Consider the following 21,560-nt stretch of genomic DNA (forward strand, 5'->3'; position numbering starts at 1 on the left):
CTTTTATTTAAAGATGTATTTACATTACATCTTTAAAGGTATATTTTAAATAAATCTTATAAATGATAGCCAAGAGAGATCAAACATGACTCCGCAGCAAATTGACCTTGTAAAAGCAACAGTTCCTGTCCTTCGTGAAAATGGTGTCGCACTCACGGGTTATTTTTATAACCGCATGTTAGGCAACAATCCTAATTTAAAAGAAACCTTTAATATGGGGCATCAACGCAGTGGTGCTCAAGCCCAAGCTTTGGCGGGTGCTGTGTTGGCCTATGCAGAAAACATTGAAGATCCTTCAGTATTACTCCCTGTGGTTGAGCTAATTGCCCACAAACATGTTAGCTTAAATATTCAAGCACCTGACTACAATATTGTTGGGGAAAACCTCCTCCATTCGATTAGTGAAGTTTTAAGTATTTCAATGGAGGATCCATTGATTGATGCTTGGGCTGCGGCGTATGGTCAATTGGCTGATTTATTCATTAGCACTGAAAAAGCGATTTATGAGCAACATCAACAAACCAAAGGGAGCTGGTTAGGCTGGCGCAACTTTAAAATCGCGAAGAAAGTGGTTGAAAGCGATGAAATCACTTCTTTCTATCTTGCCCCTGTGGACGGTGGTGATTTACCAACATATGAAGCAGGTCAGTACATTTCAGTACGTGTATTTGTTGAGGAGCTTGGTCTAAAACAACCTCGCCAATACACCCTTTCTACCAGCCCTCAAGCTGACTATTTACGTATCTCGGTCAAACGCGAAGATGAAAAAGGTGATTTGGCAGGCGGTTGGGTGTCAAATACCCTGCATGCTTTAGCCGAAGGTGCTGAAATTGAAGTGTCTGCACCAACAGGTAACTTCTACCTGATTGACCCAAACAAACGCAATGTCTTTATTAGTGGTGGTGTAGGCCTCACGCCAATGGTAGCGATGCTAAATCAGTTGGTGACTTTGGATATGCCAGAGCCTGTGACTTTTGTGCACGCCTGCCGTAGCAAACAAGTGCATGCCATGAAACAACATATTCATGACTTAAAAGCCAAATACCCGCGCTTAAGCACCTTTACTGCATATGAGTTCCCACATCAAAGCGATGTTTTAGGTCAAGATTATGATGCGAAGGGTCGCCTTGATTTGAGTACCATTGATAGCGCGATTTTACCTGTTCAAGCAGACTACTACTTATGCGGCCCAATGCCATTTATGGCTGAACAACAAAAAGCCCTAATTGCCCGTGGTGTTCCTGCCGAAAATATTCACAGTGAAGCTTTTGGCACAGGTGGTGTTCATCACTAATCCATGCCATCGGCATAAAATAGAGAGGGTTAGTCAGGTTATGCTAGACTAGCCCTTTGTTTTTTTGCTTATCAACGATCAGTACCCTCATGCAGCTCAATAAATTTACCGATTATGCTTTGCGAATTCTGATGTATGTTTCTCAGCCGAAAGCGCTGCCGCATACCATTGCAGAACTGGCGCAAGCACTACAAGTGTCTGAAAACCACTTGATGAAAATCGTACACTTTATGGCGAAACAGCAGTGGATTATTACTGCACGTGGTCGTGGCGGTGGGATTCGACTCAATCCAGAAACCCTACATTTAAGACTGGGCGAGATTGTACGGGTCTTACAAGCAGATCAGAACATTGTGGAATGTAACACCCCACCTTGCGTACTCCGTTCGAATTGCGGACTGAAAGGGATCTTAGATCAAGCGCTAGATCAGTTCTATCACAGTTTAGACCAGTATACCTTAGCTGATGTGCTGGGTACTGAGGCTCAGAATAAGTTCACGACCCACTCGCCGATTAACCTGATCAATCTCGTCGATTAAGGTCTTTTATAGACAAGATTACGGACTTTACGCTGCAAAGGTCGATTGCCTGCTCGACTTCCATTATAATGTCTGATTGTAGATCATAAATTGAAGTTGAGTTATGCACCACAGCCGAGGAAAATCCAAAAACAGTAAAATTGCTGCTGCCCCAAAGCAAAAAATTAGCTATGAAAAAAAGGTAGATTCTGCAGTTACTGAATATGCTGTGCGCGCTCTCAACTGGCTGCGTAAAGCAGAGTTTTTAATGAGTGCCCCGAAGCTCAACCTGTGTGTAGAAGATACAGGCTATGAAATTGCTTTTGCGGGTCGTTCAAATGCAGGCAAGTCCAGTGCGATCAATGCCTTAACCAACCAAAAGCAATTGGCTCGTGCCTCGAAAAGACCGGGTCGTACGCAGATGATTAACTTTTTCAGTCTGGGTAATCCTGATCAACGTCTCGTCGACTTACCCGGTTATGGTTATGCAGCCGTGCCTGAAGCGATGAAAATCGTGTGGCAAAAAGAGTTAGAAAATTACCTGATTCAGCGTAAAAGCTTACAAGGCTTAGTATTGTTGATGGATATTCGTCATCCACTACAGCACTTTGACGTGATGATGTTGGAATGGGCGTATTCACGTAAATTGTTTGTGCATGTACTGCTAACCAAGTCCGATAAACTCAACCGTGGCCCTGCTTCTAAAGCATTGCAAGAAGTGAAAGCCCAATTGAAAAAGATGAAACTGGATTTCTCAATTCAATTGTTCTCTTCTCTCAATAAACAAGGCCTAGAAGAACTGGCAAGTGTGATGGGCGGACGATTGAATTTTACTTTAGATCAAGCCCAACATTTTGACTTAAGCAGCATTCCAGATGCAACAGCCGATGAGCTGGATGCAGACGAGTTCGATGAAGATCCTGAAGCCGCGATAGATCTTGACGCTGAAGACGATGTGGAAACCAAACCACAGTCTGAGGCTTAAGTTTTAAACGCCAACCTATAAAAGCATCATCTATTGCTGTATCTGTGTCCCCTATTGCTAATCGCAATCGGGGACTTTTTTTATACTGACTTTATTCAGCTCGTGAAAAAGTTCAACACATATAAAAATAGGTCAGCATATGAAATTATGGTCTCGATTGAAAAAAAACAAAACTCGTTCCTCTATTGCCTACACCATTAAGCCTCGCAAAGTTAAATTTGAGTGGCAAGACAGTCCGATTGATTGGATTCCCAACCACCCTTTTGCCAGCTATTTCATCAATGAAATTAATATGATCCTGCCCGCTGGTGAGTTCTGGTTCTGCCGCCTCTATAACAAAGTCTTACCACAAATTAGCGATGAAAAGCTGAAGCAAGATGTACAAGCCTTTATTCGCCAAGAAGCCATGCATGCGCAGGTACATAACTCAGCCAATAAAAAGTATCTCAGCCAAAGAAATATTGATGTCTCCCGTAATCTAGCGTTGATGGATTTCTTATTTGGAAAATTACTGGCCGATAAGCCACTTGATCTCACTGTGCCCAAAGCACTAGAGCACCAGTGGGATCTGTTTCGACTCGGCATTATTGCGACAGTGGAACACATGACCTGTGTCCTTGGAAAATATGCACTGGACAACACCGAATGGGAAAAAATGGGCGCTGACCCTGCGATGCTAGACTTAATCAAATGGCACGGCGCAGAAGAAATTGAACACCGTACCGTCGCATTTGATTTGTACCGACATTTAGGTGGAGGCTATATTGCGCGCTATTATTTGAGTCTGGTGGTGATTGCTGCAGTGCTGGGTTTATGGGTCGATGGTGCAGCCCATATTATGAAACAAGATGACCGTTTTAAGTCGATTCAACCCAGTCTGTTTAAACTTTGGATTTGGCGTGAGTGGCTGTCTATTTCTAAACGGAATCATCAAGTTTTACCAAGTCCACTCTGGTTAATCTCACAGCAATTTGGCTATTTGGTACCATGGTATGACCCTGTACACGAAGCCAAAACAGAAGATGCGATTGCCTACTTAGACCAATCCCCAGCGGCTAAACGTGCCATGCTCAAAGTCGCTTAAATCCTAAAATAAAAAAGCAGCTATTAAGCTGCTTTTTTATTTTAGAGCAAAACTTAAGACGGATTCGATAAATTGGGCAAAGGTGCATCCAGATCCTTGGTATGTCGATCCACCACCACACTAATCATCATGTCACCTTGTACATTCACCACAGTACGCACGGTATCCAGTAAGCGATCAATAGGTAATAAAATCGCAATCGCTTCAGCAGGAAGCCCTACAGACTGCAATACCATAATCATGGTGACCATGCCTGCACTCGGAATCCCTGGAGCACCTAAAGAGGCAATCATCGCCGTCAGACACACCACCAACTGCTGACTCAAAGTCAAATCTAACCCCATCAAGTTGGCAATAAACAAAGCTGCCGCCGCCTCATACAGCGCAGTACCATCCATATTGAGCTGCGTCCCCAACGGAATCACAAAGCCCGCTGTTTGCGGACGTACACCAAGATTTTCTTGCGCACACTTGAGAGATAAAGGCATGGTCGCCGAGCTTGAACTGGTGGCAAAAGCAGTAATTAACGCCACACGCGTGCCTTTAAAAAAGGTCATCGGGTTCATCTTGCCAAAAATCCACAGCAATAGCGGCAAAACCACCAGACCATGAAAAATGGTGGTGCCTGTTACCACAGCCGCAAACTCAGCCAAACGGCTCAATACCGAAATGTCTTCAGTGGCAATCAACTTAGCAAGTAAGGCAAAAATTCCTAGCGGGGCTAGCTTCATCACCCAACCAATCATCAACATCATGATGTCAAAGAACTGTTGACTCAGCTTACGCACGGTGCGGAATTTTTCTCCGCCTTTAACCAGTGCCACTCCAATGAACAGAGCAAAAACCACCACTGCTAAAACATTGCCTTCAGCAAAAGCTTTGAACGGGTTAATCAAGGTATTTTGAATAAAGTTGGTGAAGAACGAAGATGGAGTGAGCGTATCTGGAGTTTGATGAGCGGCCATGGCGTCTTGGAACATGGCGATATCGACACCTTTGCCGACTTCAAATAAATGCGCGCAGCTTAAACCCAATATCAAGGCCAAAGTCGTGGTAGTGACACAGCATGCCAGCGTAATTTTCCAAACACGGGAGAGCTGGCCACCCGCTTGTAAGTTAGATACACCCACCACAATTGAGCTAAAAATAAGGGGAATCAAGAGCATTTTTAATAGACCGATAAAAATACTGCTGACCACCCCGATTCCATACAGACTCATCTCTAAAAAAGCAGTCTCAGGGAAAAGATTGAGAATAAATCCGAAGATGACCCCGAAGATCGCGGCAATTAGAATTTGCGTGTTTAAGCTCATAGCTTCATGCTTTTCAAAGATTTCTTTGGGAAACTATGCCATGTGAACGGACTAGAATCGAGCATTTTTTTGTCACAAGTACTGCACGTTTCCCCATATAACTCTCCCAAAAAGATGAGACCATTACAATTGAAGCTCAGCTCTGACCACCTTTCAGTCATAAAGTCGGTCATAAAAAAAGCTGAGTCATATCACTCAGCTTTTTCTGTACTCAGACTTTATTGGGCTTCGATTTCGCGGAGCCGAATCAAACCTTCTTGCGTAGTACTACACACCAACTCACCGTTTTGCCACATTCGTCCAAAATTCAAACCGCGTGAACTGGCACTGACTGTCGCATCCATGTCATACAGCATCCAGTCATCCACGCGAAAGGGTTTATGGAAATACATAGCATGATCGATACTCGCACACTGCAAACTTGGCGAAAGATAACTTAAACCATGCGGGCGCAGTGCCGTGGTCATTAAAGTGAAATCTGAATAGAATGCCGCAATCGCCTGATGCAACGAAATTTCATCCACTTCTGCTGCAATGCGGTCATGGGTGCGAATATAGTGCGCATACACAGGTGCTTCAGGCTGCGGTTGATACGGGTTTTGTGGATTGATAGGACGAATTTCCACATGACGATCGCGCATGAAACTTGCACGCACATTTTCAGGCACAAATTCCACCATCATTTTTTTCAGTTCAGCCTCAGACTTTAAAGACTCTGGTGCTGGATACTCAGGCTCACCGATTTGATAATTCAGGCCTTCTTCATTGTCAGCAAAAGACACCATGCACATAAAGATGGTTTTACCATGCTGAATAGCGCGCACTTGGCGGCTGACAAAACTACGACCATCACGAATTCGATCAACTTCATAGATAATCGGTGCGTTCACATCGCCACCAAATAAAAAGTATGCATGTAAAGAATGAGCTGGACGATCCGTCGTATATGACGCTGCACGTAGGGCCTGACCTAAGACTTGTCCGCCAAAAACACGCTTCCCAACCAAATTACGGCTTTGTCCACGAAAGATATTTTCCTCAATTTTTTCGAGGCTCAGTAATTCAACCAACTCTTGGGTTAAGGCATTCATAAGCAACCTACTTAATGGTGAGAGACCAGATTTTTCTGTAAAGTGATGAGGTATGATATCGATATTAAAATCTATTTTGCCATAAATTCAGACTAAAACCCTATAGATTGCTTGACTGAGTTGTCATAAGTTTTTTTCGTTATTTCCGACTAAAAATACGATTTTTAACGATAAAATTCACCGTATAAAACAAATTTGTCAGGAAATGACATACGGTTTATGTTTACAATTACGCAAAATAAATACCCCTTCAGACAAACTGCGGGATTGGTCATTTAAGCAGGAGTGTATATGTCCAAAAGTGGCTTTGGTCAAATGTATAGAAAGCTTTCAAGTAAGCTTCTTGACCTCATAGTAACCCCACATGTATTGGGTGAGGTTCCAACAGAACCGACAGCAACAGATGCTGACCCAGCAGCTTCAGGCCATCCCAAAAAAATTGTCTGTTATGTGCTTCAAAATCACTCACGCAGTAATGCGCTGTTGGTGGATGGCGAAACACGTCGTTTAAAGCTTGCTCCTGCACTCGATCCCTTGGTCGTGGGGACGCATCAAGAAAAAGCATCGATCGTGTTTTTACAGCATAACGATGAAAATAATTTACTTAACCCTTCACCACACACCTTTCCACCGCGCCTGTTACGCCTAGTTGAAGCTTTAGAACAACAACCCGATTTAGACGTAGAGCTGGTGCCTGTGACGGTACTATGGGGACGTTCACCAGACAAAGAAGACTCTTGGTTTAAATTGTTATTTACCGACACTTGGGCAACGCCAAGTACGGTGAAGCAGCTGATGAATATCGGTTTACATGGTCGTCAATCATTTTTAGAGTTTCATGAAAGTCAGTCTTTACGTGCTTTGGTTGACTTTGCAAAAACCACCTATCCGAATTTATCGCCTGCGACTTATATTCTAAACACTCTAAATAATCAGCTCGATGCACACCGTGAAGCGGTACTCGGTCCCGATCTTTCGGACCGTCGCAACGTGATGCACTCACTGATTAAATCGAATGACGTACAAGAAGCCATTCGCCGTGAAAGTATTCGCGGCAAAATTAGCATGTTGGACGCAGAACGTCGTGCCATTGGTTATGTCAATGAAATCGTATCGGACTACTCACATTCAACCATCCGTTTTGCGGAAATGGCACTAGCACGTTTATGGACCCAGCTCTATGACGGGGTTGAAGTCCATAACTTCAATACAGTTCGTGAGTTGGCTAAAGACTACGAAATTGTGTATACCCCTTGTCACCGCAGCCATATCGACTATTTACTGCTGTCTTATGTGGTGTATAACCGTGGTTTGATGGTGCCTTATATTGCTGCGGGCGATAACCTAAATATGCCATTTGTTGGGCAAATTTTACGTGGTGGCGGTGCATTCTTTATTCGCCGTACTTTCCGCGGTAATGCGCTCTACACTTCGGTCTTTAAAGAATATCTATACAGCATTTTGTCGCGTAACACGCCTTTGGAATACTTCATCGAAGGTGGTCGTTCACGTACAGGTCGTCTGCTACCACCAAAGACAGGTATGTTAGCCATGACCGTGCACAGTCACTTGCGTGGTCGTGCCAAACCGATTGTCTTTGTTCCGACCTATATTGGCTATGAACGCTTAATGGAAGGCGCAACCTACGTCGGTGAGATGAACGGTAAACCCAAAGAAGCCGAATCTGTCTTTGGGATTCTGCAAACTTTACGCAAAATTGAACGTATTTTCGGAAAAGTCCATCTCAACTTTGGCGAGCCTGTTTTCCTCGATGACATGCTGAAAAAGCATGGCGCTGAGAATGTACAAATTGCTAAAAATGATGATCCCATTCCGCAAGAAGTCTCTGATGCAGTCAACAGTTCAGCACATGCAATTTTAGAAAATATTAACCGTGCAGCTGTGGTGAATCCTGTTTCACTCTTGTCTTTGGTTCTGTTGGCCACTGAGAAGCATACGCTAGATGAAGAAATTTGTATCAAACAGCTCGATACCTATCGTAAGTTATTGACCACCCTTCCTTATGATGAGCGCCTCTTGGTCACGCCATTATCTGGTAAAGAAATCATTTCTTATGGTTTAAAGCTAAAACTGATCAAACGCGTCAATCACGTACTGGGTGACATTATTGCGATTGCGGACAATCAAGCGGTACTGCTGACCTACTTCCGTAATAACATTTTGCATGCCTTTGTCTTGCCATCACTGGTTGCCGCTTTGGTTGAACACAATGGAACCATTGGCCGCGGTGATTTAATCAATGTAATTCGCACGCTATATCCATTTTTAAAAGCTGAATTGTTCTTAAAATGGGAAGATGCTGAACTCAAAGATCAAATCTGTGCTTATGTAGATGGTTTAATTCAAGCCAAACTGATTTCTGAAGATGCCGAAGGTCACTTGATTTCTCCTGCTCCAAACAGCGAAAATCATAACCAGTTGGTGGTATTGGCAGCACCAGTCATGCAGAGTCTTGAGCGGTACTACATGACACTTGCGCTGATTACACAACGTGGTTCTGGGAACATTTCAGCGCGTCAGGTGGAAGAACTGAGTCATTTGGTCGGTCAGCGTCTTTCAGTACTGTATGAGTTCAATTCGCCTGAATTCTTTGATAAAGCCCTGTTCCAAAGCTTTATTAAAGTGCTGACGCAACAGGGTTATATCAGCACCAACTCAGACAACGCGATTGTGTTTGATGAGAACTTCCAAAACGTTGCGCAATATGCCAACTTGGTGTTGGATGATGTCACACTACAAATGTTGCAACACATCACCACTTTCAGCGATGAAGAACTGAAAGACACGCTAGACAAAGTCGCTGCTGAACAAGCGAAGAAGCGTTTGAAACGTAAGAAGAAGTAATTTCTTTTTAAAAGCATAGGTATCTACAAAATGTAGGTGCCTATGCTTTAAGTCTATGAATAAAAATTAAAATCTATTTAGAATAAGAGATTTATGTTAAATAAGCTAATTTTTAGTAAAGATTGGTGAGAGGAAAGAAATCATTTTTATCTTTCGATATCGTTGCATATTGGAAGCAAATAGACTGTTGTGGTTGTAATGTATTAAGTCTAGGTAAGTGCTTGATGACTTGTTTACTACCACTAAAACTGAATAAATTGCCTTGTGAGTTCTTGAAGGTATAGATCGGTTCAATACTATCCGATCGTCCAAAGCGCTCTTTGACGATTTCTGTTTTTTCAATAAATTCACCACACTCACGAATTTGATTACCAGATTTTAACGCCTGTTTGTATTTCCAATTATGGTAAGTGGTAACCCCGAAATAAAGTGTAAAACCTAATATAGTAAGTATAGAAAACTCGACTATTTTTTTTGAACTTAATGACATTGTCAACGGCATTCTAAAATTGCCCCCTTTTACCTTACAAATGGCAAAGTAAAATTGACCCCTTTGATCTCGTATTAAGTTTCAACCTGTGGCTGAATCCCTATTCTTTTTTTATCCTTCAAACGATAACTCTCACCCGATATCTGTACCACATGACAGTGATGTAATAGCCGATCTAACATCGCAGCGGTCAACGTAACATCATCTGCAAAGGATTTGGACCACTGGCTAAATGGTAAGTTACTCGTCAATATCGTACTGCCTTTTTCATAACGCTTGGCAATCACATTAAAGAACAAATTCGCTTCTTCACGTCCAAACGGTAAATAACCAATTTCATCGATAATCAGTAACTTTGGTCCCAGTACCGCACGTTGCATATAGGTTTTCAATTTACCTTGCTGATAGGCTGTACTCAGTTGCAGCATTAAATCCGCTGCGGTAATGAACTTGATCTTAATGTTGTTCATGATGGCCTTATAGCCTAATGCCATAGATAAGTGCGTTTTTCCTACTCCGCTAGCCCCGAGAAACACCACATTTTCTGCTCTAGCAATAAAGCTCAGATTGAACAGTTCAATCACCTGTGATTTAGGGGCCCCTAGGGCATAATTAAAATCATAGTCTTCCAGGGTTTTGACTTGAGGCAGGCCTGAGAGTTTCATCAGTACCTGCTGGCTGCGCTGTTGCCTGGCAGCATATTCATGCGTCAAGATCGCTTCAACAAAGTCGGCATAACTTCCATCCTGACCTAATGTTTGTTGTGCATGATGTGACCATTGTGATGCGATGGCAGGCAGATTGAGCTTTTGGCAAAGCTGCTCTATACGGTCGTATTGCAGATTCATTAGGAAACTCCCAGCAACTGGTCATATACCGATAAGGGATGCTGCAAACTCTCGTAGGGCACGACATGCTGTGCTGCTGCAACAGGTACAGTGCTAGAACCTGTATCTGATTGCGGTAATGGCGTAAATTTTTGCTGCTCCTGTTGCAGTCGAACTGCCGGTTTTTCTTGCGTGGTGGCATGAATCCGCTGATTGGCGGTTTCATGCAGCCACCGGCCAATGTGGGCATTGGCGACATCAACATCCAACAGTAAATCCGAAGTCTTCAGGCTTGCTTTCAATGGCACAATAAAGCTTGATTTGAGGTATCCATTAAAGCGTTCAACTTTGCCTTTGGTCTGTGCACGGTAGGGCTTACATACGCGGGGACGAAAGCTGTATTTCTTGGCGCAGTCGAGCAGTTTGGGATTCCATTTATGCTGCCCCTCCTGATAGGCATCCCGTTCAATCATGATCGTTTTAGCGTTATCAAACAGGATTTCTTGAGGTACTCCTGCAAAGAACTGAAATGCATTTTCTAGACCATCGATCCATGCATCGGTACGTTCATGATCATAAAATTTCACGAAAGTCGCTCTGGAATACCCTAATGTTGCGACAAAGGCTTTCAAAGTCGTGTTGTTGCGTCGAATCGTGGTGAAATCCACCTGCATTTGTTGGCCAGGTTGGGTTTCAAAACGAATGATCGGTTCCGGTTGAGCAACTGGTTTTAATGTTGCAAGATATTCCCTCAAGATCCTGATCTTTCCTGGATATCCCAACCTTAAAATTTCCTGGTAGAGCACGACAGCAGGAATCCATTCAGGATGTGCTGCATTTACACGTTGGAGTAAATAGGGTTTATATGGATCAAGAATACTTGTTCTAGGTTGTGTACGCCGATACTGAGGTGTTTCCTTCTGCCGTAAATATTTACGCACGGTATTTCGAGACACCCCCAGTTCACGACTAATGGCTTTAATAGATTTACCTTGTTGATGAAGTATTTGGATTGTCACTGCTTGCTCCAAAGTTAACATGTTGAGCAGTCCAAAATGACCGCTATATTAACCAAGGGGGTCAGTTTTTAAATGCCATTAGGGGGTCATTTTTACACTGCCGCTAACAACATATCAATCACAATATATTAATTTTATTATCCCTATTATAAACATATACTTATTGTACTTAAATGGATTTTATTGATTACTAATATAACGATAGTAAAAGTATGTACAACGAGTAGAAGAAAAAATAGATCCAAATTTTAAAACTACGATCTGGATCTAGGCTTCTTGCTGTTCGTATAACAGCCATTATGTTAAGTTAGGCGAAGACTCACTTAAAACAAGAGCTTTAATTTTTACAGCTTTTTCGAAATGATCTAATTTATGTTGCATGATCCACCAATTGGCTGCCTCCATTAAAAGCTCAGGATTATCATTTTTACTCTTGAAAAAAGCATAGAAAGATAAACCTACGCTATCTCCTTTTTTCTCAATTTTCTCATTACATCCATGAATAAATATTTCTCTTAACTCTTTTCTCATATTTTTAACTTTCTCTAAAATTAACATAATACACCTTATACGAAATTCTTAAAATTTTCCTATAAGCATCAATATCTTAATAAAAGCCGTTCTAGGGTTAAGCGCACTGGAACGGATTTGTCATGATTCTTCACGTTCCACAGCCATTTTCCAAACGATGCTTCACATTTTTTATGAGTAAAAATAAAAAATTATTTTGACTCACGCTCTGCTAACAACGCCAAATAATCATCAAAGCAATGTGGATGCTGTAATTCAAAATTCATCTGTTGCATACGCGTAGCATGAATTTGTTTGCCTGATGACACAGCACTTTCCAGAACCAAAACTGGCAGTCCTAACTGCTGTTGAAACCATTGAATAATTTCATGTAAGGGCAATGGTTGGCTATTGCTGCAAATGTAAGACTTTTCAGTATGTTCCACGTGAAGCAAGTGTGCTAGAAAAGCAACCAAATCATCAATATGAATTCGGTTCGACCAATGCAGTTTGGGATAAGTTTTTATGGTTTCTGCAAGTTTAATCATACGTGCAACTGAAGTCCCATAAATTCCTGTTGGACGTACAATCACACATTCAGATGGATAAGCCTGTTGCCACAAAGTTTCCATGTTCAATAGCACCTGCCCTTGCACATCGCTCGGTTGGGGACTAGTGTCATCATCAACCCGCTCCCCTGCACTTTCACCATAGACACGTGTAGAAGAAACTACGATCACTTTTTTTAAAGGATGACTTTTTAAGGCATGTAGCATGGGTGCAATCGAGTCTACAAAAGTTCGCTGATACGCCTCCACCGTACTGCTCTCAGGCGAGAGTAAGACATATACCGCATCAATCGGTGCGACTTGAGACAGATCCAACTGATGAATATCTTGAGTCAAATGCTCAGCCCAATCATCTGATTTCGGACTCCGGCTAATTGTGGTAATTTGGTGGCCTTGCTGAAATAACTGTTTAGCAACACGCTGAGATGTTTTACCATAACCTATAAATAAAATATGCATTTAGCACCAAATCACAGACAAAGTTGAGGGGACATGGCTGCAGTCCATCAGTTGCAGGGGGTCGGAGCTGCCTCTGCTGCACTACTTGAAAAGTTGAATCTCTTCACTACAGATGATCTGTTGTTTCATCTGCCACGAGATTATGAAGATCGTAGCACGATCATCCCCATGAACCAATTGACTGTGGGGCGTAGCTACTTACTCGAAGGCACGATTCAAGGTGTGGACTTTCCGCCGGGTAAACGTAAATCAATGGCGATTGGACTGCAAGATGACTTTGGCAAAGTGACTTTGCGCTTTTACCATATTTATAAAGGCTTAACGGATCGTGCAAAGATCGGTAATCGTCTGCGTATTTTTGGTGAAGTCCGTGTGGGTGCACGTGGCTTGGAAATGTATCATCCCGAAATTCAGCTCATTACAGAACATACGCCGCTTCCACAAACCCAACTGACTGCGATTTACCCCAGCACAGAAGGTCTGACGCAACCTAAGTTTCGTGAATACATCAAACAGGCTCTCGCCAAGCACAGTGATGATTTACCTGAACTGCTTCCCGCAAAATTTACCAATGGCTATGCACTTAAACAAGCGTTGGACTACATCCACCACCCTCCAGTCGATGCCAATATGCTGCAATTGAGCCAAGGCTCACATCCTGCCCAGCAACGTTTGATTTTTGAAGAATTGGTTGCGCATCAGGTCAGTTTATTAAGCCGTCGTGCCTATATCCAACAGATTGAAGCACCACGTATTTCTGCCAGTCGTCAGTTTGCCAAACAACTGCTCAGCAGTCTGCCTTTTGAAATGACCAATGCACAAAAGCGCGTCTCCAAAGAAATTGTACAAGACTTAAAACTCAATAAACCGATGTTACGTTTGGTTCAAGGCGATGTCGGCGCAGGCAAAACCTTGGTCGCAGGCGTCGCAGCCTGCCATGTCTTAGAAGAAGGTTGGCAAGTAGCATTAATGGCACCGACTGAAATTTTGGCGGAACAACATTATCTCAACTTTAAAAAATGGTTTGAGCCTTTGGGACTTAGTGTGTCTTGGCTTTCAGGTAAACAAAAAGGTAAAGCCCGTGCCGCAGCCGAACAAGCCATTGTCGATGGCACAGCGCATCTAGTGGTAGGTACACACGCCCTGTTTCAAGACAATGTCCGCTTTGCCAAACTTGGATTAGTCATTATTGATGAGCAGCACCGCTTCGGGGTCGATCAGCGCTTAGCCCTACGCAATAAAGGCGCGCAGAATATGACCCCACATCAATTGGTGATGACCGCAACCCCTATTCCACGGACTTTAGCTATGTCTGCCTATGGAGACTTGGACACGTCCGTGATTGATGAACTTCCACCCGGACGAACGCCGATTCAAACTGTAACCATTCCACTTGACCGCCGAGAGGAAGTCCTACAGCGTATTGCTAGTAACTGCCTAGAAGGCAAACAAGCTTACTGGGTCTGCACCTTGGTTGAAGAGTCTGAAACCTTAGATGCTCAAGCTGCTGAAGCGACCTATTTAGAAATTAAAGAACGTTTCCCCGAACTCAACATTGGCCTTGTACATGGCAAAATGAAAGCCGACGAAAAACAAGCAGTGATGCAACAGTTTAAAGCGAATGAATTACAACTCTTGATTGCGACCACAGTGATTGAAGTGGGAGTCGATGTACCGAATGCCTCGATCATGGTGATTGAAAATGCAGAACGTTTAGGACTCTCTCAATTACACCAATTACGTGGCCGTGTTGGTCGAGGCGCCAAGGCTAGCTTTTGCGCCCTATTATATAAAAGCCCACTGTCTCAAAATGGACAAGAACGCCTACGCATCATGCGGGAAACCAATGATGGCTTTTTAATTGCCGAAAAAGATTTGGAAATTCGTGGCCCTGGTGAATTGCTCGGTACCAAACAAACGGGTGATATGGGCTTTCGTGTGGCGAAACTAGAACGCGATGATCATTTGCTCAATCAAGCCCATTTTGTCGCAGCTCAGATTTTAAAAGACTATCCACAAAATGCTGAAGCCTTACTGAAACGCTGGCTGCCTGAAGCACCACGCTATGCCTATGTTTAGTCATCTGCTACATACTGCCAAACAGTTGCTACACAGAGCACAGCCCTGTCAGTTGTGTGGCATTGTACGCGCAGATCTACATTCGGTCTGTTTGGATTGCTGGCAACAACTCCCACTGCATCCACAGACCATTGAAAAACAAGAGCTGAGTATTCATGTGGCGGGACATTATCAATATCCTTTAGATCATCTTATTCAGCAGTTCAAATACGAACAACAACTGCATTGGCAGCCTCTACTGTCAGGCATTCTTCAGCAAATTCGCTTACCGAAAGTGCAAGCAATTGTTCCTATGCCGATTTCGACTCAGCGTTTAGCGGAACGTGGCTACAACCAATCAATGATCCTCGCCAAAGACTTAGCCAAGCAGTTCAATGTTCCCATTTGGCAGCCTGTGATACGACTGCATCAACATTCGCAAAAAGGACTCAGTCGACTAGAACGCTTAGATAAAATTCATCAACAGTTTAAAATCGATTCACAGCAACGCCAGTACGTAAAACTCTACCGACGTGTTTTGATTTTGGATGATGTCGTGACCACAGGCAGCTCGATTCAGGCACTGACTTTACAGCTTGAACAATTGGGTTGTCATAAAGTCAGCGCAGCGTGTATTGCCTATGCACTTGAATAATTAGACTACGTCAATCATCAAATGTTCACGTACCCATGGCATGACCACCTCAGTGGTCAGCGGTGCAAGTGCAGTCTGCTGGTCATTCAAACTGACCCATTTCATTTCTGCAATTTCAGCCGCAATTTGTGGCGCTTGCTGAAGCTGAACATGGTAAACATAGCTGACCAATTTAAAATCAGGTTCATTGGCGGTGGCTGTTTCAAAACGACCAACAAACTGTTCAATCGTCGCATCACTTCCAATTTCCTCCCGAATCTCACGCAGCATGGTTTGCTCAGGTGCTTCATTGGGCTCAAGCTTACCACCCACTTGCATAAAACATGCGGTGTTCTGCTTACGCACCAACAAAAGCTGCTGCTGTTCATTCACAATAATAGCCGCAGCGACAGTAATCACCTTCATGCTTTGACATCCAACAACTCAGGATCAACCATGCCCCACTTCGGTTCAGGTGCTTGGAACTGATCCATCTGCTTTAAAATTGCTTTCACTGAATCCGATACAATCAGGCTGTCGGTAAAGCGTGCATGGGTAAAGCCTTTGTCGGTGGTCATCTTTAGGAATTTAAGTAAATCATCATAAAAGCCATTTACATTTAAAAAGGCATTCGGCTTGAGGTGAATGCCGAGCTGAGCCCACGTCCATTGTTCAAAAATTTCTTCTAAAGTCCCTGCGCCGCCAGGCATTGCAATAAATCCATCCGACAAGGCTGACATTTTCAGTTTACGCTCTTGCATGTCTTTAACGACATGTAACTCGGTCAGGCCTTGATGCGCCAGCTCACGATCCACCAGCACGTGTGGAATCACGCCAATCACTTGACCGCCTGCCTCTAAAGCACTGTCTGCCACAATACCCATTAAGCCCGAACGACCACCACCATAGACCAAGGTTTTGCCTTGTTCTGCAATGGCGTGTCCAACCTGACGTGCTGTTTCGGAAAAGATTTGATCTGAACCTAATGCGGAACCACAAAAGATCGCAATTGAATTTGTCATTTTTTACTCTGATATTTAATTGTCATGCAACTTCACTAAAATGAATGGATATTTTTTAGCAATTTAACCATTCGATCAGTGTTTTTATTGCAATCCTTGTCTAAAATACACCCATCCACTTCAACCATTACTGCGCAAAGGAGAAAGACGGCATGCTTGAAGCCTTTTACGCCACAGAGCGCGGTAGCTTAGAAGACATCACCATTAATGGCGATTTCGATCTTCAGCCCGATTTGGTCTGGCTTGACCTCATTGCTCCCTCTCAAGAAGAACAACAGTGGATTTTAGATGCATATGAACAAAATTTACCTACGCTAAAATCACTCGAAGACATTTCATCTTCAGCTCGATTCTACCGTGATGACGACGGTATTTTGCATATCAGTACGTATTTTTTAACGAAAAATAAAAACTATCAAGTCGATGGTGAGCCTGAAGAAAGCAGCGGTGCCCTTGCCACGGTACAAACTGTCGCTTTCATTTTACATAAAGAACGTCTCTTTACCCTTCGCGGGGAAAAACTGGTGGCGTTCCGTGCCTTTCGTGCGCGTGCGCGCCGCAATGACTACGAAATCGACTATAAAGATCCAACGTGGATCTTACTCGGTTTACTCGAGGCGAAGCTGGACGAGCTTGCGGATATCTTAGAAGATATCCACAAGGACTTGGAAAAGTATTCCACAGAAGTGCTGAATAACCGTCACCGTGAGATGATTCTCGACTTAGATGACATGATTACCCGTCTGGCACACTTGGAAGATATGCTTGGAAAAGCACAGCTGTGTTTGATTGACTTACGCCGTGTACTGACCTTTTTATCACGCCCGCGTGCTTTAGGTAGTCATATTTATGATGCGGATATTCGAGAGCTCAGTGAAGACGTTCGCTCACTGGTTGAGCATGATGCCTTCTTGTTCCAAAAAGTGCGATTCTTACTGGACACCACCTCAGGCTTCATTAACACCGAGCAGAATGACACGATTCGTCGCTTCTCTATCTTACCCAGTATGCTCGCTCCACCAATGCTGATTGCCAGTATTTACGGCATGAACACCGACGTGTTGCCTTTTGCCAAAGGCGGCACCAGTTTTATTGTGGTTAGCCTGATCTTAATGGCCTTCCTGATTGGTCCGCTCATTTACTTCCGCTGGAAGAAATGGATTTGAGTACACGTTAAAACACTGCCTTTCCCAATAGATTTAAGAAACGCAACATATAAAAAAAGCACCTTAAGGTGCTTTTTTTATTTAAGGGATTAACTTTAAGTCATCCTGTAAATGACAGGCTTGAATCACTTTCATCATTTTTTCAGGTACAGCTTTAAAATGTAAACTATGTGCATCGGGTGTTTGACGTAACCAACGCACCAATACTGCTAATGCTAATGTACTACCATGCTCCAGTTGGGCCAAATTCACCACCACAGGATAAGACTGTGACTGAATCACCTTCAAACCTTGTTGATAGTAACTTTCAGCATTGTCATATGTAATCTGACCTGAAAGCTGCATTTCCTGATTGCTAAAGTTAATCACCTTTCACCTACTTATTTTTTCTTTTCAACCGCTGCTTCTGCATCAGGTTGGAAATTTGCAATCGCTTTATCTAGGTCGCCACCATTACGTTTAACCGTTGCCGCGAACTGATTACGGAACTGTAAACCAAGGTCGATACCCGACACATTGATATTACGGATTTTCCATTGATTGCCTTTATCCGCCAACTGGAAAGACACTGGGATTTTTTCGCCTTTGTTATTAAAGTCGATCGTCACCACAGGGTTTTTGCTATTGGTTTCTTTATACGGACGGATGGTATATGTCTGATTGCTGAACTTGGCAAATGCAGTACCGTAGTTTTCAATCAGTGTTTCACGGAAATTATTTTCAAACTTCGCGCGTTGTGCAGCTGTACTGTACTGATTGGTTGCATAAGTCCCCATCACAATACGAGAAAACGCTTGTGAATCCACATAGGGGTCTAAGTTTTGACGAACAATCGTTTTCACAGCAGCTGGGTTGTTTTGGAGTTTGGCATGATCCGCTTTTAAACGCGCAATCAAACCATCTGCCACTTTTTTAACAAAAGCAGGTGGTGCTTCACTTGGTGCTGCAAAAGCAGTACCCGCAAACATTGTAGTTAAAATGCTAGCTGTCAGTGTTTGTTTCAATAAAGTATTCACTACAATTGGTCCTCTTCAAATCATTCAACAAATGACACGTTGGCATCTGCTGTTTCAGCAGTTTCAGGTTGCTCAGTTGTTGCTGAAGCATCTTTCGATTTACCTGCACCGCCCGTAATAAATTTAGTAATTAAGTCTTCTAGGTCCATTGTGCCTTGGGTATTGCCAATGCTTTCACCACGTTTCACGTAGTTCAAACCACCCCCTGGAACAATTTTCAAGTACTTCTCCCCTAGCAGACCATTGGTTGCCACCATAATATAAGCATCTTCATCAATGCTGGTGATGGACTTCATGTTCGCAATAAGTTGCTTTTCCATTTCTTTTTGTTGCGCAGCATCCGCAGCGGTATAGTCGCTACTGTAACGAAGCTCTTCAAGTGCATTCTTTTCAACTTCTTTGAGTTGTGCTGCATTAAAGGTCGTTAATTTACCATCCAAAGAAAAAGAAACGGTCGCTAAACGTGTCACAGGGTCTAAGCTTATTTGATCGACTTGACCAATTTTTACCCCACTCATCGTCACTTTAGCACGTGGTTTTAAACCATTTACGTTATCGAAGGTTGCACTCATTTCATAGCGATCACTGAGATTCGATCCCACCAAGCCACTCACACGCATCGCGATAAAAAACAACGCGATACCGAATAAAATGACAAATATGCCGACTGCCAGCTCACTTGCACGTGATTTCATTAAACACCTCCAAACATGACCGCAGTCAACACAAAATCAAAACCTAAAACACAGAGCGATGAATACACCACAGTGCGTGTGGTTGATGTCGCAATACCTTCAGATGTCGGTTCACAGGCATAGCCTTGATACACCGCAATCCATGTACAAATTAAAGCAAAAACAAAACTTTTAATGATGGTGCCATTCAGGACATCTTTATAGAACTCTACGCTACTTTGAATGCCACTCCAGTAAGAACCTTCATCTGCACCCAAGAAGTCTACCCCTACCATTTTACCACCCATAATCCCCACCGCAGCGAAAATGACAGACAACATCGGTAAACTGAAAATACCGGCCCAAAGTCGCGGTGAGATTACTCGTTTAAGTGGATCAACCCCGATCATTTCCATACTGGACAGCTGCTCTGTGGCTTTCATTAAGCCAATCTCAGCCGTTAATGCAGAACCTGCACGACCTGCAAACAGCAATGCTGCAACTACAGGTGCTAACTCACGAAGTAAGGTTAACGCAACTGCTGTACCCAGCATCGCTTCACTACCAAAGGTCACCAAGATGCTATACATCTGTAAGCCCAGTACCGCGCCAATAAATAGCCCTGACACCACAATAATAAGCAGTGATAACACCCCAACACGGTACATTTGGTAAACAAATAACCGAACACCTAAAGCAGTGGGCATCGAAAATAAAATTTGTAATAACATCAGGCTGGCAACACCAATGCCGCGAACCCGTTCAATCACGCGTCGACCTAAGAGTGCTATCGCATTCATGCTTGCACCTCAGTATTTAGATATGCCTTATGGCTAAATTGATAATCGACAGGCCCTTCAACTGCACCTGTTAAAAACTGTTTAACAAACGGAGAAGCATTCGCCTGCAATTGTTCAGGCGTGCCTTCACCTTGCACTTTACCTTCAGCAACAACATAGATATAGTCTGCGATCGATAAGGTTTCAGCCACGTCATGTGAAACAATAATTGTTGTTAAATCAAGAGCTTCTCGCAATGACCGAATCAGACGTGTAAGTACACCCTTCACAATTGGATCTTGTCCTGCAAATGGCTCATCGTACATGATCAGCTCAGGATCTAGCGCAATTGCACGTGCCAAAGCCACACGACGGTTCATCCCGCCTGAGAGCTCAGAAGGCATCATCTGTTCTGCACCACGTAAGCCGACAGATTCTAGTTTTAAAGATATAATTTCTGACAGTAAATGCTCAGGCAGTTTGGTATGTGCTCTTATCGGAAAGGCCACATTTTCATATACCGACATATCGGTAAACAATGCGCCACTTTGAAAAAGCATGCCCATACGCGCACGCGCAGCGAATAACTCTTTGCGTGACATTTTCGCAATATTTTGCCCATCAAAAAGCACTTCACCTTGGTCAGGGGTCAATTGTCCGCCAATTAAACGCAGTAAAGTGGTTTTACCTGTACCCGATGGTCCCATAATGCCCGTAATTTGACCCTGTCGAATTTTTAAATTGACCTGATCATAAATGACACGTTCCCCTCGCTTAAAACTCAGGTCTTTGACCTCAATGAGGGCTTGAGCAGTCAGAGGCGCTTGATTATTCATAGCTGTGCGTTTTCCTGCATTTTTTCAGCATGCATACTATAAAGGATTAAAAAACGATATGTTAGCGTATTCCGTGTCTAATTTTGTGCACGAATTGATTTCAGTTGGTTGTATTTATATTTATTTGTACTGCGAAAACAAACTAAATAAGATGAATTACTTCATCCATAACGACTATAGACAAAGAAAAGAATATTGCAAATCAGCAAAAAGAGTCCGAGATAATGTGCCATATTGACCTCTTTCACGTCAGAGAGTGTGGCGATTGATTCAACCTCATTATTGTGCATCATTATTATCAATACAATTAAAATATGACTCAGTATACATTTTAATTTATTTTTTTACAGC

Annotated in this window: 22 protein-coding genes; 8 read left to right on the plus strand and 14 right to left on the minus strand. The window is 43.1% G+C overall.

Annotated features, from left to right (window positions below):
• Positions 1-85: 85 nt before the first annotated feature.
• The 4 genes from hmpA (at position 86) to AC4CUX_RS05125 (ending at position 3,881) form a co-directional block, all read left to right on the plus strand.
• Positions 86-1,294, plus strand: a complete 1,209-nt coding sequence (hmpA, locus tag AC4CUX_RS05110) for an NO-inducible flavohemoprotein (RefSeq protein WP_010327596.1) — start codon at positions 86-88, stop codon at positions 1,292-1,294.
• Positions 1,295-1,383: 89 nt separating this feature from the next.
• Positions 1,384-1,833 carry an RrF2 family transcriptional regulator gene (locus AC4CUX_RS05115; RefSeq protein WP_005401285.1) on the plus strand — a complete coding sequence of 150 codons (450 nt, stop codon included), beginning with the start codon at positions 1,384-1,386 and terminating at the stop codon, positions 1,831-1,833.
• A gap of 103 nt (positions 1,834-1,936) precedes the next feature.
• Positions 1,937-2,797 carry a ribosome biogenesis GTP-binding protein YihA/YsxC gene (yihA, locus tag AC4CUX_RS05120; RefSeq protein WP_010327597.1) on the plus strand — a complete coding sequence of 287 codons (861 nt, stop codon included), beginning with the start codon at positions 1,937-1,939 and terminating at the stop codon, positions 2,795-2,797.
• A gap of 139 nt (positions 2,798-2,936) precedes the next feature.
• A complete protein-coding gene (locus AC4CUX_RS05125; RefSeq protein ID WP_010327598.1) occupies positions 2,937-3,881 on the plus strand; it encodes a metal-dependent hydrolase in 945 nt (314 codons plus the stop codon).
• 53 nt (positions 3,882-3,934) lie between these two features.
• On the opposite strand, the gene AC4CUX_RS05130 is transcribed toward AC4CUX_RS05125, so the two are convergent.
• Together AC4CUX_RS05130 and AC4CUX_RS05135 are read right to left on the minus strand one after the other, a co-directional pair.
• Entirely contained in the window at positions 3,935-5,194 is a 1,260-nt protein-coding gene (locus AC4CUX_RS05130; protein WP_010327599.1) for a dicarboxylate/amino acid:cation symporter, read from the minus strand.
• Positions 5,195-5,412: 218 nt separating this feature from the next.
• Positions 5,413-6,285: an acyl-CoA thioesterase gene (locus AC4CUX_RS05135; RefSeq protein ID WP_010327600.1), complete on the minus strand. Its 873-nt coding sequence runs from the start codon at positions 6,283-6,285 to the stop codon at positions 5,413-5,415.
• Between the two features lie 291 nt (positions 6,286-6,576).
• On the opposite strand from AC4CUX_RS05135, the gene plsB reads away from it, so the two are divergent.
• The gene (gene plsB / locus AC4CUX_RS05140) at positions 6,577-9,150 is read left to right on the plus strand and encodes a glycerol-3-phosphate 1-O-acyltransferase PlsB (protein WP_178928465.1); all 2,574 of its coding nucleotides are present in this window, start codon (positions 6,577-6,579) and stop codon (positions 9,148-9,150) included.
• Between the two features lie 112 nt (positions 9,151-9,262).
• Here plsB and AC4CUX_RS05145 read toward each other — a convergent pair whose 3' ends face one another.
• The 5 genes from AC4CUX_RS05145 to AC4CUX_RS05165 form a co-directional block, all read right to left on the minus strand.
• Positions 9,263-9,652, minus strand: a complete 390-nt coding sequence (locus AC4CUX_RS05145) for a hypothetical protein (protein ID WP_010327602.1) — start codon at positions 9,650-9,652, stop codon at positions 9,263-9,265.
• Positions 9,653-9,714: 62 nt separating this feature from the next.
• Entirely contained in the window at positions 9,715-10,488 is a 774-nt protein-coding gene (istB, locus tag AC4CUX_RS05150; RefSeq protein WP_001053379.1) for an IS21-like element ISAba8 family helper ATPase IstB, read from the minus strand.
• Positions 10,488-11,507: an IS21 family transposase gene (gene istA / locus AC4CUX_RS05155; RefSeq protein ID WP_010327603.1), complete on the minus strand. Its 1,020-nt coding sequence runs from the start codon at positions 11,505-11,507 to the stop codon at positions 10,488-10,490. Before istA ends, istB begins: the two co-directional genes overlap by 1 nt.
• Before the next feature lie 276 nt (positions 11,508-11,783).
• On the minus strand, positions 11,784-12,017 hold the full coding sequence (locus AC4CUX_RS05160; RefSeq protein ID WP_029575124.1) for a DUF6500 family protein: 234 nt from the start codon (positions 12,015-12,017) through the stop codon (positions 11,784-11,786).
• Positions 12,018-12,208: 191 nt separating this feature from the next.
• Positions 12,209-13,024, minus strand: a complete 816-nt coding sequence (locus AC4CUX_RS05165) for an NAD-dependent epimerase/dehydratase family protein (protein WP_010327608.1) — start codon at positions 13,022-13,024, stop codon at positions 12,209-12,211.
• A gap of 33 nt (positions 13,025-13,057) precedes the next feature.
• Between AC4CUX_RS05165 and recG the strand changes: the two genes are divergently transcribed.
• On the plus strand, positions 13,058-15,103 hold the full coding sequence (gene recG, locus AC4CUX_RS05170) for an ATP-dependent DNA helicase RecG (RefSeq protein ID WP_490792224.1): 2,046 nt from the start codon (positions 13,058-13,060) through the stop codon (positions 15,101-15,103).
• Positions 15,090-15,737 carry a ComF family protein gene (locus AC4CUX_RS05175; RefSeq protein WP_010327610.1) on the plus strand — a complete coding sequence of 216 codons (648 nt, stop codon included), beginning with the start codon at positions 15,090-15,092 and terminating at the stop codon, positions 15,735-15,737. The genes recG and AC4CUX_RS05175 overlap by 14 nt, the downstream gene beginning before the upstream one ends.
• On the opposite strand, the gene AC4CUX_RS05180 is transcribed toward AC4CUX_RS05175, so the two are convergent.
• Both AC4CUX_RS05180 and AC4CUX_RS05185 read right to left on the minus strand, forming a co-directional pair.
• Positions 15,738-16,142 (minus strand): NUDIX hydrolase, encoded by a 405-nt coding sequence (locus tag AC4CUX_RS05180; protein WP_010327611.1) that lies wholly within the window; start codon positions 16,140-16,142, stop codon positions 15,738-15,740.
• Entirely contained in the window at positions 16,139-16,738 is a 600-nt protein-coding gene (locus AC4CUX_RS05185) for an LOG family protein (RefSeq protein ID WP_004691359.1), read from the minus strand. Before AC4CUX_RS05185 ends, AC4CUX_RS05180 begins: the two co-directional genes overlap by 4 nt.
• 152 nt (positions 16,739-16,890) lie before the next feature.
• On the opposite strand from AC4CUX_RS05185, the gene AC4CUX_RS05190 reads away from it, so the two are divergent.
• On the plus strand, positions 16,891-17,904 hold the full coding sequence (locus tag AC4CUX_RS05190) for a CorA family divalent cation transporter (protein WP_004691361.1): 1,014 nt from the start codon (positions 16,891-16,893) through the stop codon (positions 17,902-17,904).
• 81 nt (positions 17,905-17,985) lie between these two features.
• Here AC4CUX_RS05190 and AC4CUX_RS05195 read toward each other — a convergent pair whose 3' ends face one another.
• Genes AC4CUX_RS05195 through AC4CUX_RS05215 form a run of 5 tightly spaced genes read right to left on the minus strand, consistent with a single transcriptional unit; the run spans position 17,986 to position 21,209 of the window.
• Positions 17,986-18,273 (minus strand): STAS domain-containing protein, encoded by a 288-nt coding sequence (locus AC4CUX_RS05195; RefSeq protein WP_004691363.1) that lies wholly within the window; start codon positions 18,271-18,273, stop codon positions 17,986-17,988.
• A gap of 11 nt (positions 18,274-18,284) precedes the next feature.
• Positions 18,285-18,920, minus strand: a complete 636-nt coding sequence (locus AC4CUX_RS05200) for an MlaC/ttg2D family ABC transporter substrate-binding protein (protein ID WP_004691364.1) — start codon at positions 18,918-18,920, stop codon at positions 18,285-18,287.
• 20 nt (positions 18,921-18,940) lie between these two features.
• Positions 18,941-19,615 carry an outer membrane lipid asymmetry maintenance protein MlaD gene (mlaD, locus tag AC4CUX_RS05205; protein WP_004691366.1) on the minus strand — a complete coding sequence of 225 codons (675 nt, stop codon included), beginning with the start codon at positions 19,613-19,615 and terminating at the stop codon, positions 18,941-18,943.
• Positions 19,615-20,394 (minus strand): lipid asymmetry maintenance ABC transporter permease subunit MlaE, encoded by a 780-nt coding sequence (mlaE, locus tag AC4CUX_RS05210; protein ID WP_004691368.1) that lies wholly within the window; start codon positions 20,392-20,394, stop codon positions 19,615-19,617. The genes mlaD and mlaE overlap by 1 nt, the downstream gene beginning before the upstream one ends.
• Complete coding sequence (locus tag AC4CUX_RS05215; RefSeq protein ID WP_004691369.1) at positions 20,391-21,209, minus strand: ABC transporter ATP-binding protein; 819 nt, start codon at positions 21,207-21,209, stop codon at positions 20,391-20,393. The genes mlaE and AC4CUX_RS05215 overlap by 4 nt, the downstream gene beginning before the upstream one ends.
• Between the last annotated feature and the right edge of the window lie 351 nt (positions 21,210-21,560).

The organism is Acinetobacter sp. 231_lipA (assembly GCF_058243005.1).

What these genes read in the sequence shown, in the direction of transcription:
- AC4CUX_RS05115 (WP_005401285.1), top strand. Translation starts at nt 1,384, where the DNA reads ATGCAGCTCAATAAATTTACCGATTATGCTTTGCGAATTCTGATGTAT.
- hmpA (WP_010327596.1), top strand. Translation starts at nt 86, where the DNA reads ATGACTCCGCAGCAAATTGACCTTGTAAAAGCAACAGTTCCTGTCCTT.
- AC4CUX_RS05165 (WP_010327608.1), bottom strand. Translation starts at nt 13,024, where the DNA reads ATGCATATTTTATTTATAGGTTATGGTAAAACATCTCAGCGTGTTGCT.
- AC4CUX_RS05180 (WP_010327611.1), bottom strand. Translation starts at nt 16,142, where the DNA reads ATGAAGGTGATTACTGTCGCTGCGGCTATTATTGTGAATGAACAGCAG.
- mlaD (WP_004691366.1), bottom strand. Translation starts at nt 19,615, where the DNA reads ATGAAATCACGTGCAAGTGAGCTGGCAGTCGGCATATTTGTCATTTTA.
- AC4CUX_RS05125 (WP_010327598.1), top strand. Translation starts at nt 2,937, where the DNA reads ATGAAATTATGGTCTCGATTGAAAAAAAACAAAACTCGTTCCTCTATT.
- plsB (WP_178928465.1), top strand. Translation starts at nt 6,577, where the DNA reads ATGTCCAAAAGTGGCTTTGGTCAAATGTATAGAAAGCTTTCAAGTAAG.
- AC4CUX_RS05185 (WP_004691359.1), bottom strand. Translation starts at nt 16,738, where the DNA reads ATGACAAATTCAATTGCGATCTTTTGTGGTTCCGCATTAGGTTCAGAT.
- AC4CUX_RS05145 (WP_010327602.1), bottom strand. Translation starts at nt 9,652, where the DNA reads ATGCCGTTGACAATGTCATTAAGTTCAAAAAAAATAGTCGAGTTTTCT.
- recG (WP_490792224.1), top strand. Translation starts at nt 13,058, where the DNA reads ATGGCTGCAGTCCATCAGTTGCAGGGGGTCGGAGCTGCCTCTGCTGCA.
- AC4CUX_RS05215 (WP_004691369.1), bottom strand. Translation starts at nt 21,209, where the DNA reads ATGAATAATCAAGCGCCTCTGACTGCTCAAGCCCTCATTGAGGTCAAA.
- istB (WP_001053379.1), bottom strand. Translation starts at nt 10,488, where the DNA reads ATGAATCTGCAATACGACCGTATAGAGCAGCTTTGCCAAAAGCTCAAT.
- yihA (WP_010327597.1), top strand. Translation starts at nt 1,937, where the DNA reads ATGCACCACAGCCGAGGAAAATCCAAAAACAGTAAAATTGCTGCTGCC.
- AC4CUX_RS05135 (WP_010327600.1), bottom strand. Translation starts at nt 6,285, where the DNA reads ATGAATGCCTTAACCCAAGAGTTGGTTGAATTACTGAGCCTCGAAAAA.
- AC4CUX_RS05175 (WP_010327610.1), top strand. Translation starts at nt 15,090, where the DNA reads ATGCCTATGTTTAGTCATCTGCTACATACTGCCAAACAGTTGCTACAC.
- AC4CUX_RS05160 (WP_029575124.1), bottom strand. Translation starts at nt 12,017, where the DNA reads ATGAGAAAAGAGTTAAGAGAAATATTTATTCATGGATGTAATGAGAAA.
- AC4CUX_RS05190 (WP_004691361.1), top strand. Translation starts at nt 16,891, where the DNA reads ATGCTTGAAGCCTTTTACGCCACAGAGCGCGGTAGCTTAGAAGACATC.
- AC4CUX_RS05130 (WP_010327599.1), bottom strand. Translation starts at nt 5,194, where the DNA reads ATGAGCTTAAACACGCAAATTCTAATTGCCGCGATCTTCGGGGTCATC.
- mlaE (WP_004691368.1), bottom strand. Translation starts at nt 20,394, where the DNA reads ATGAATGCGATAGCACTCTTAGGTCGACGCGTGATTGAACGGGTTCGC.
- istA (WP_010327603.1), bottom strand. Translation starts at nt 11,507, where the DNA reads ATGTTAACTTTGGAGCAAGCAGTGACAATCCAAATACTTCATCAACAA.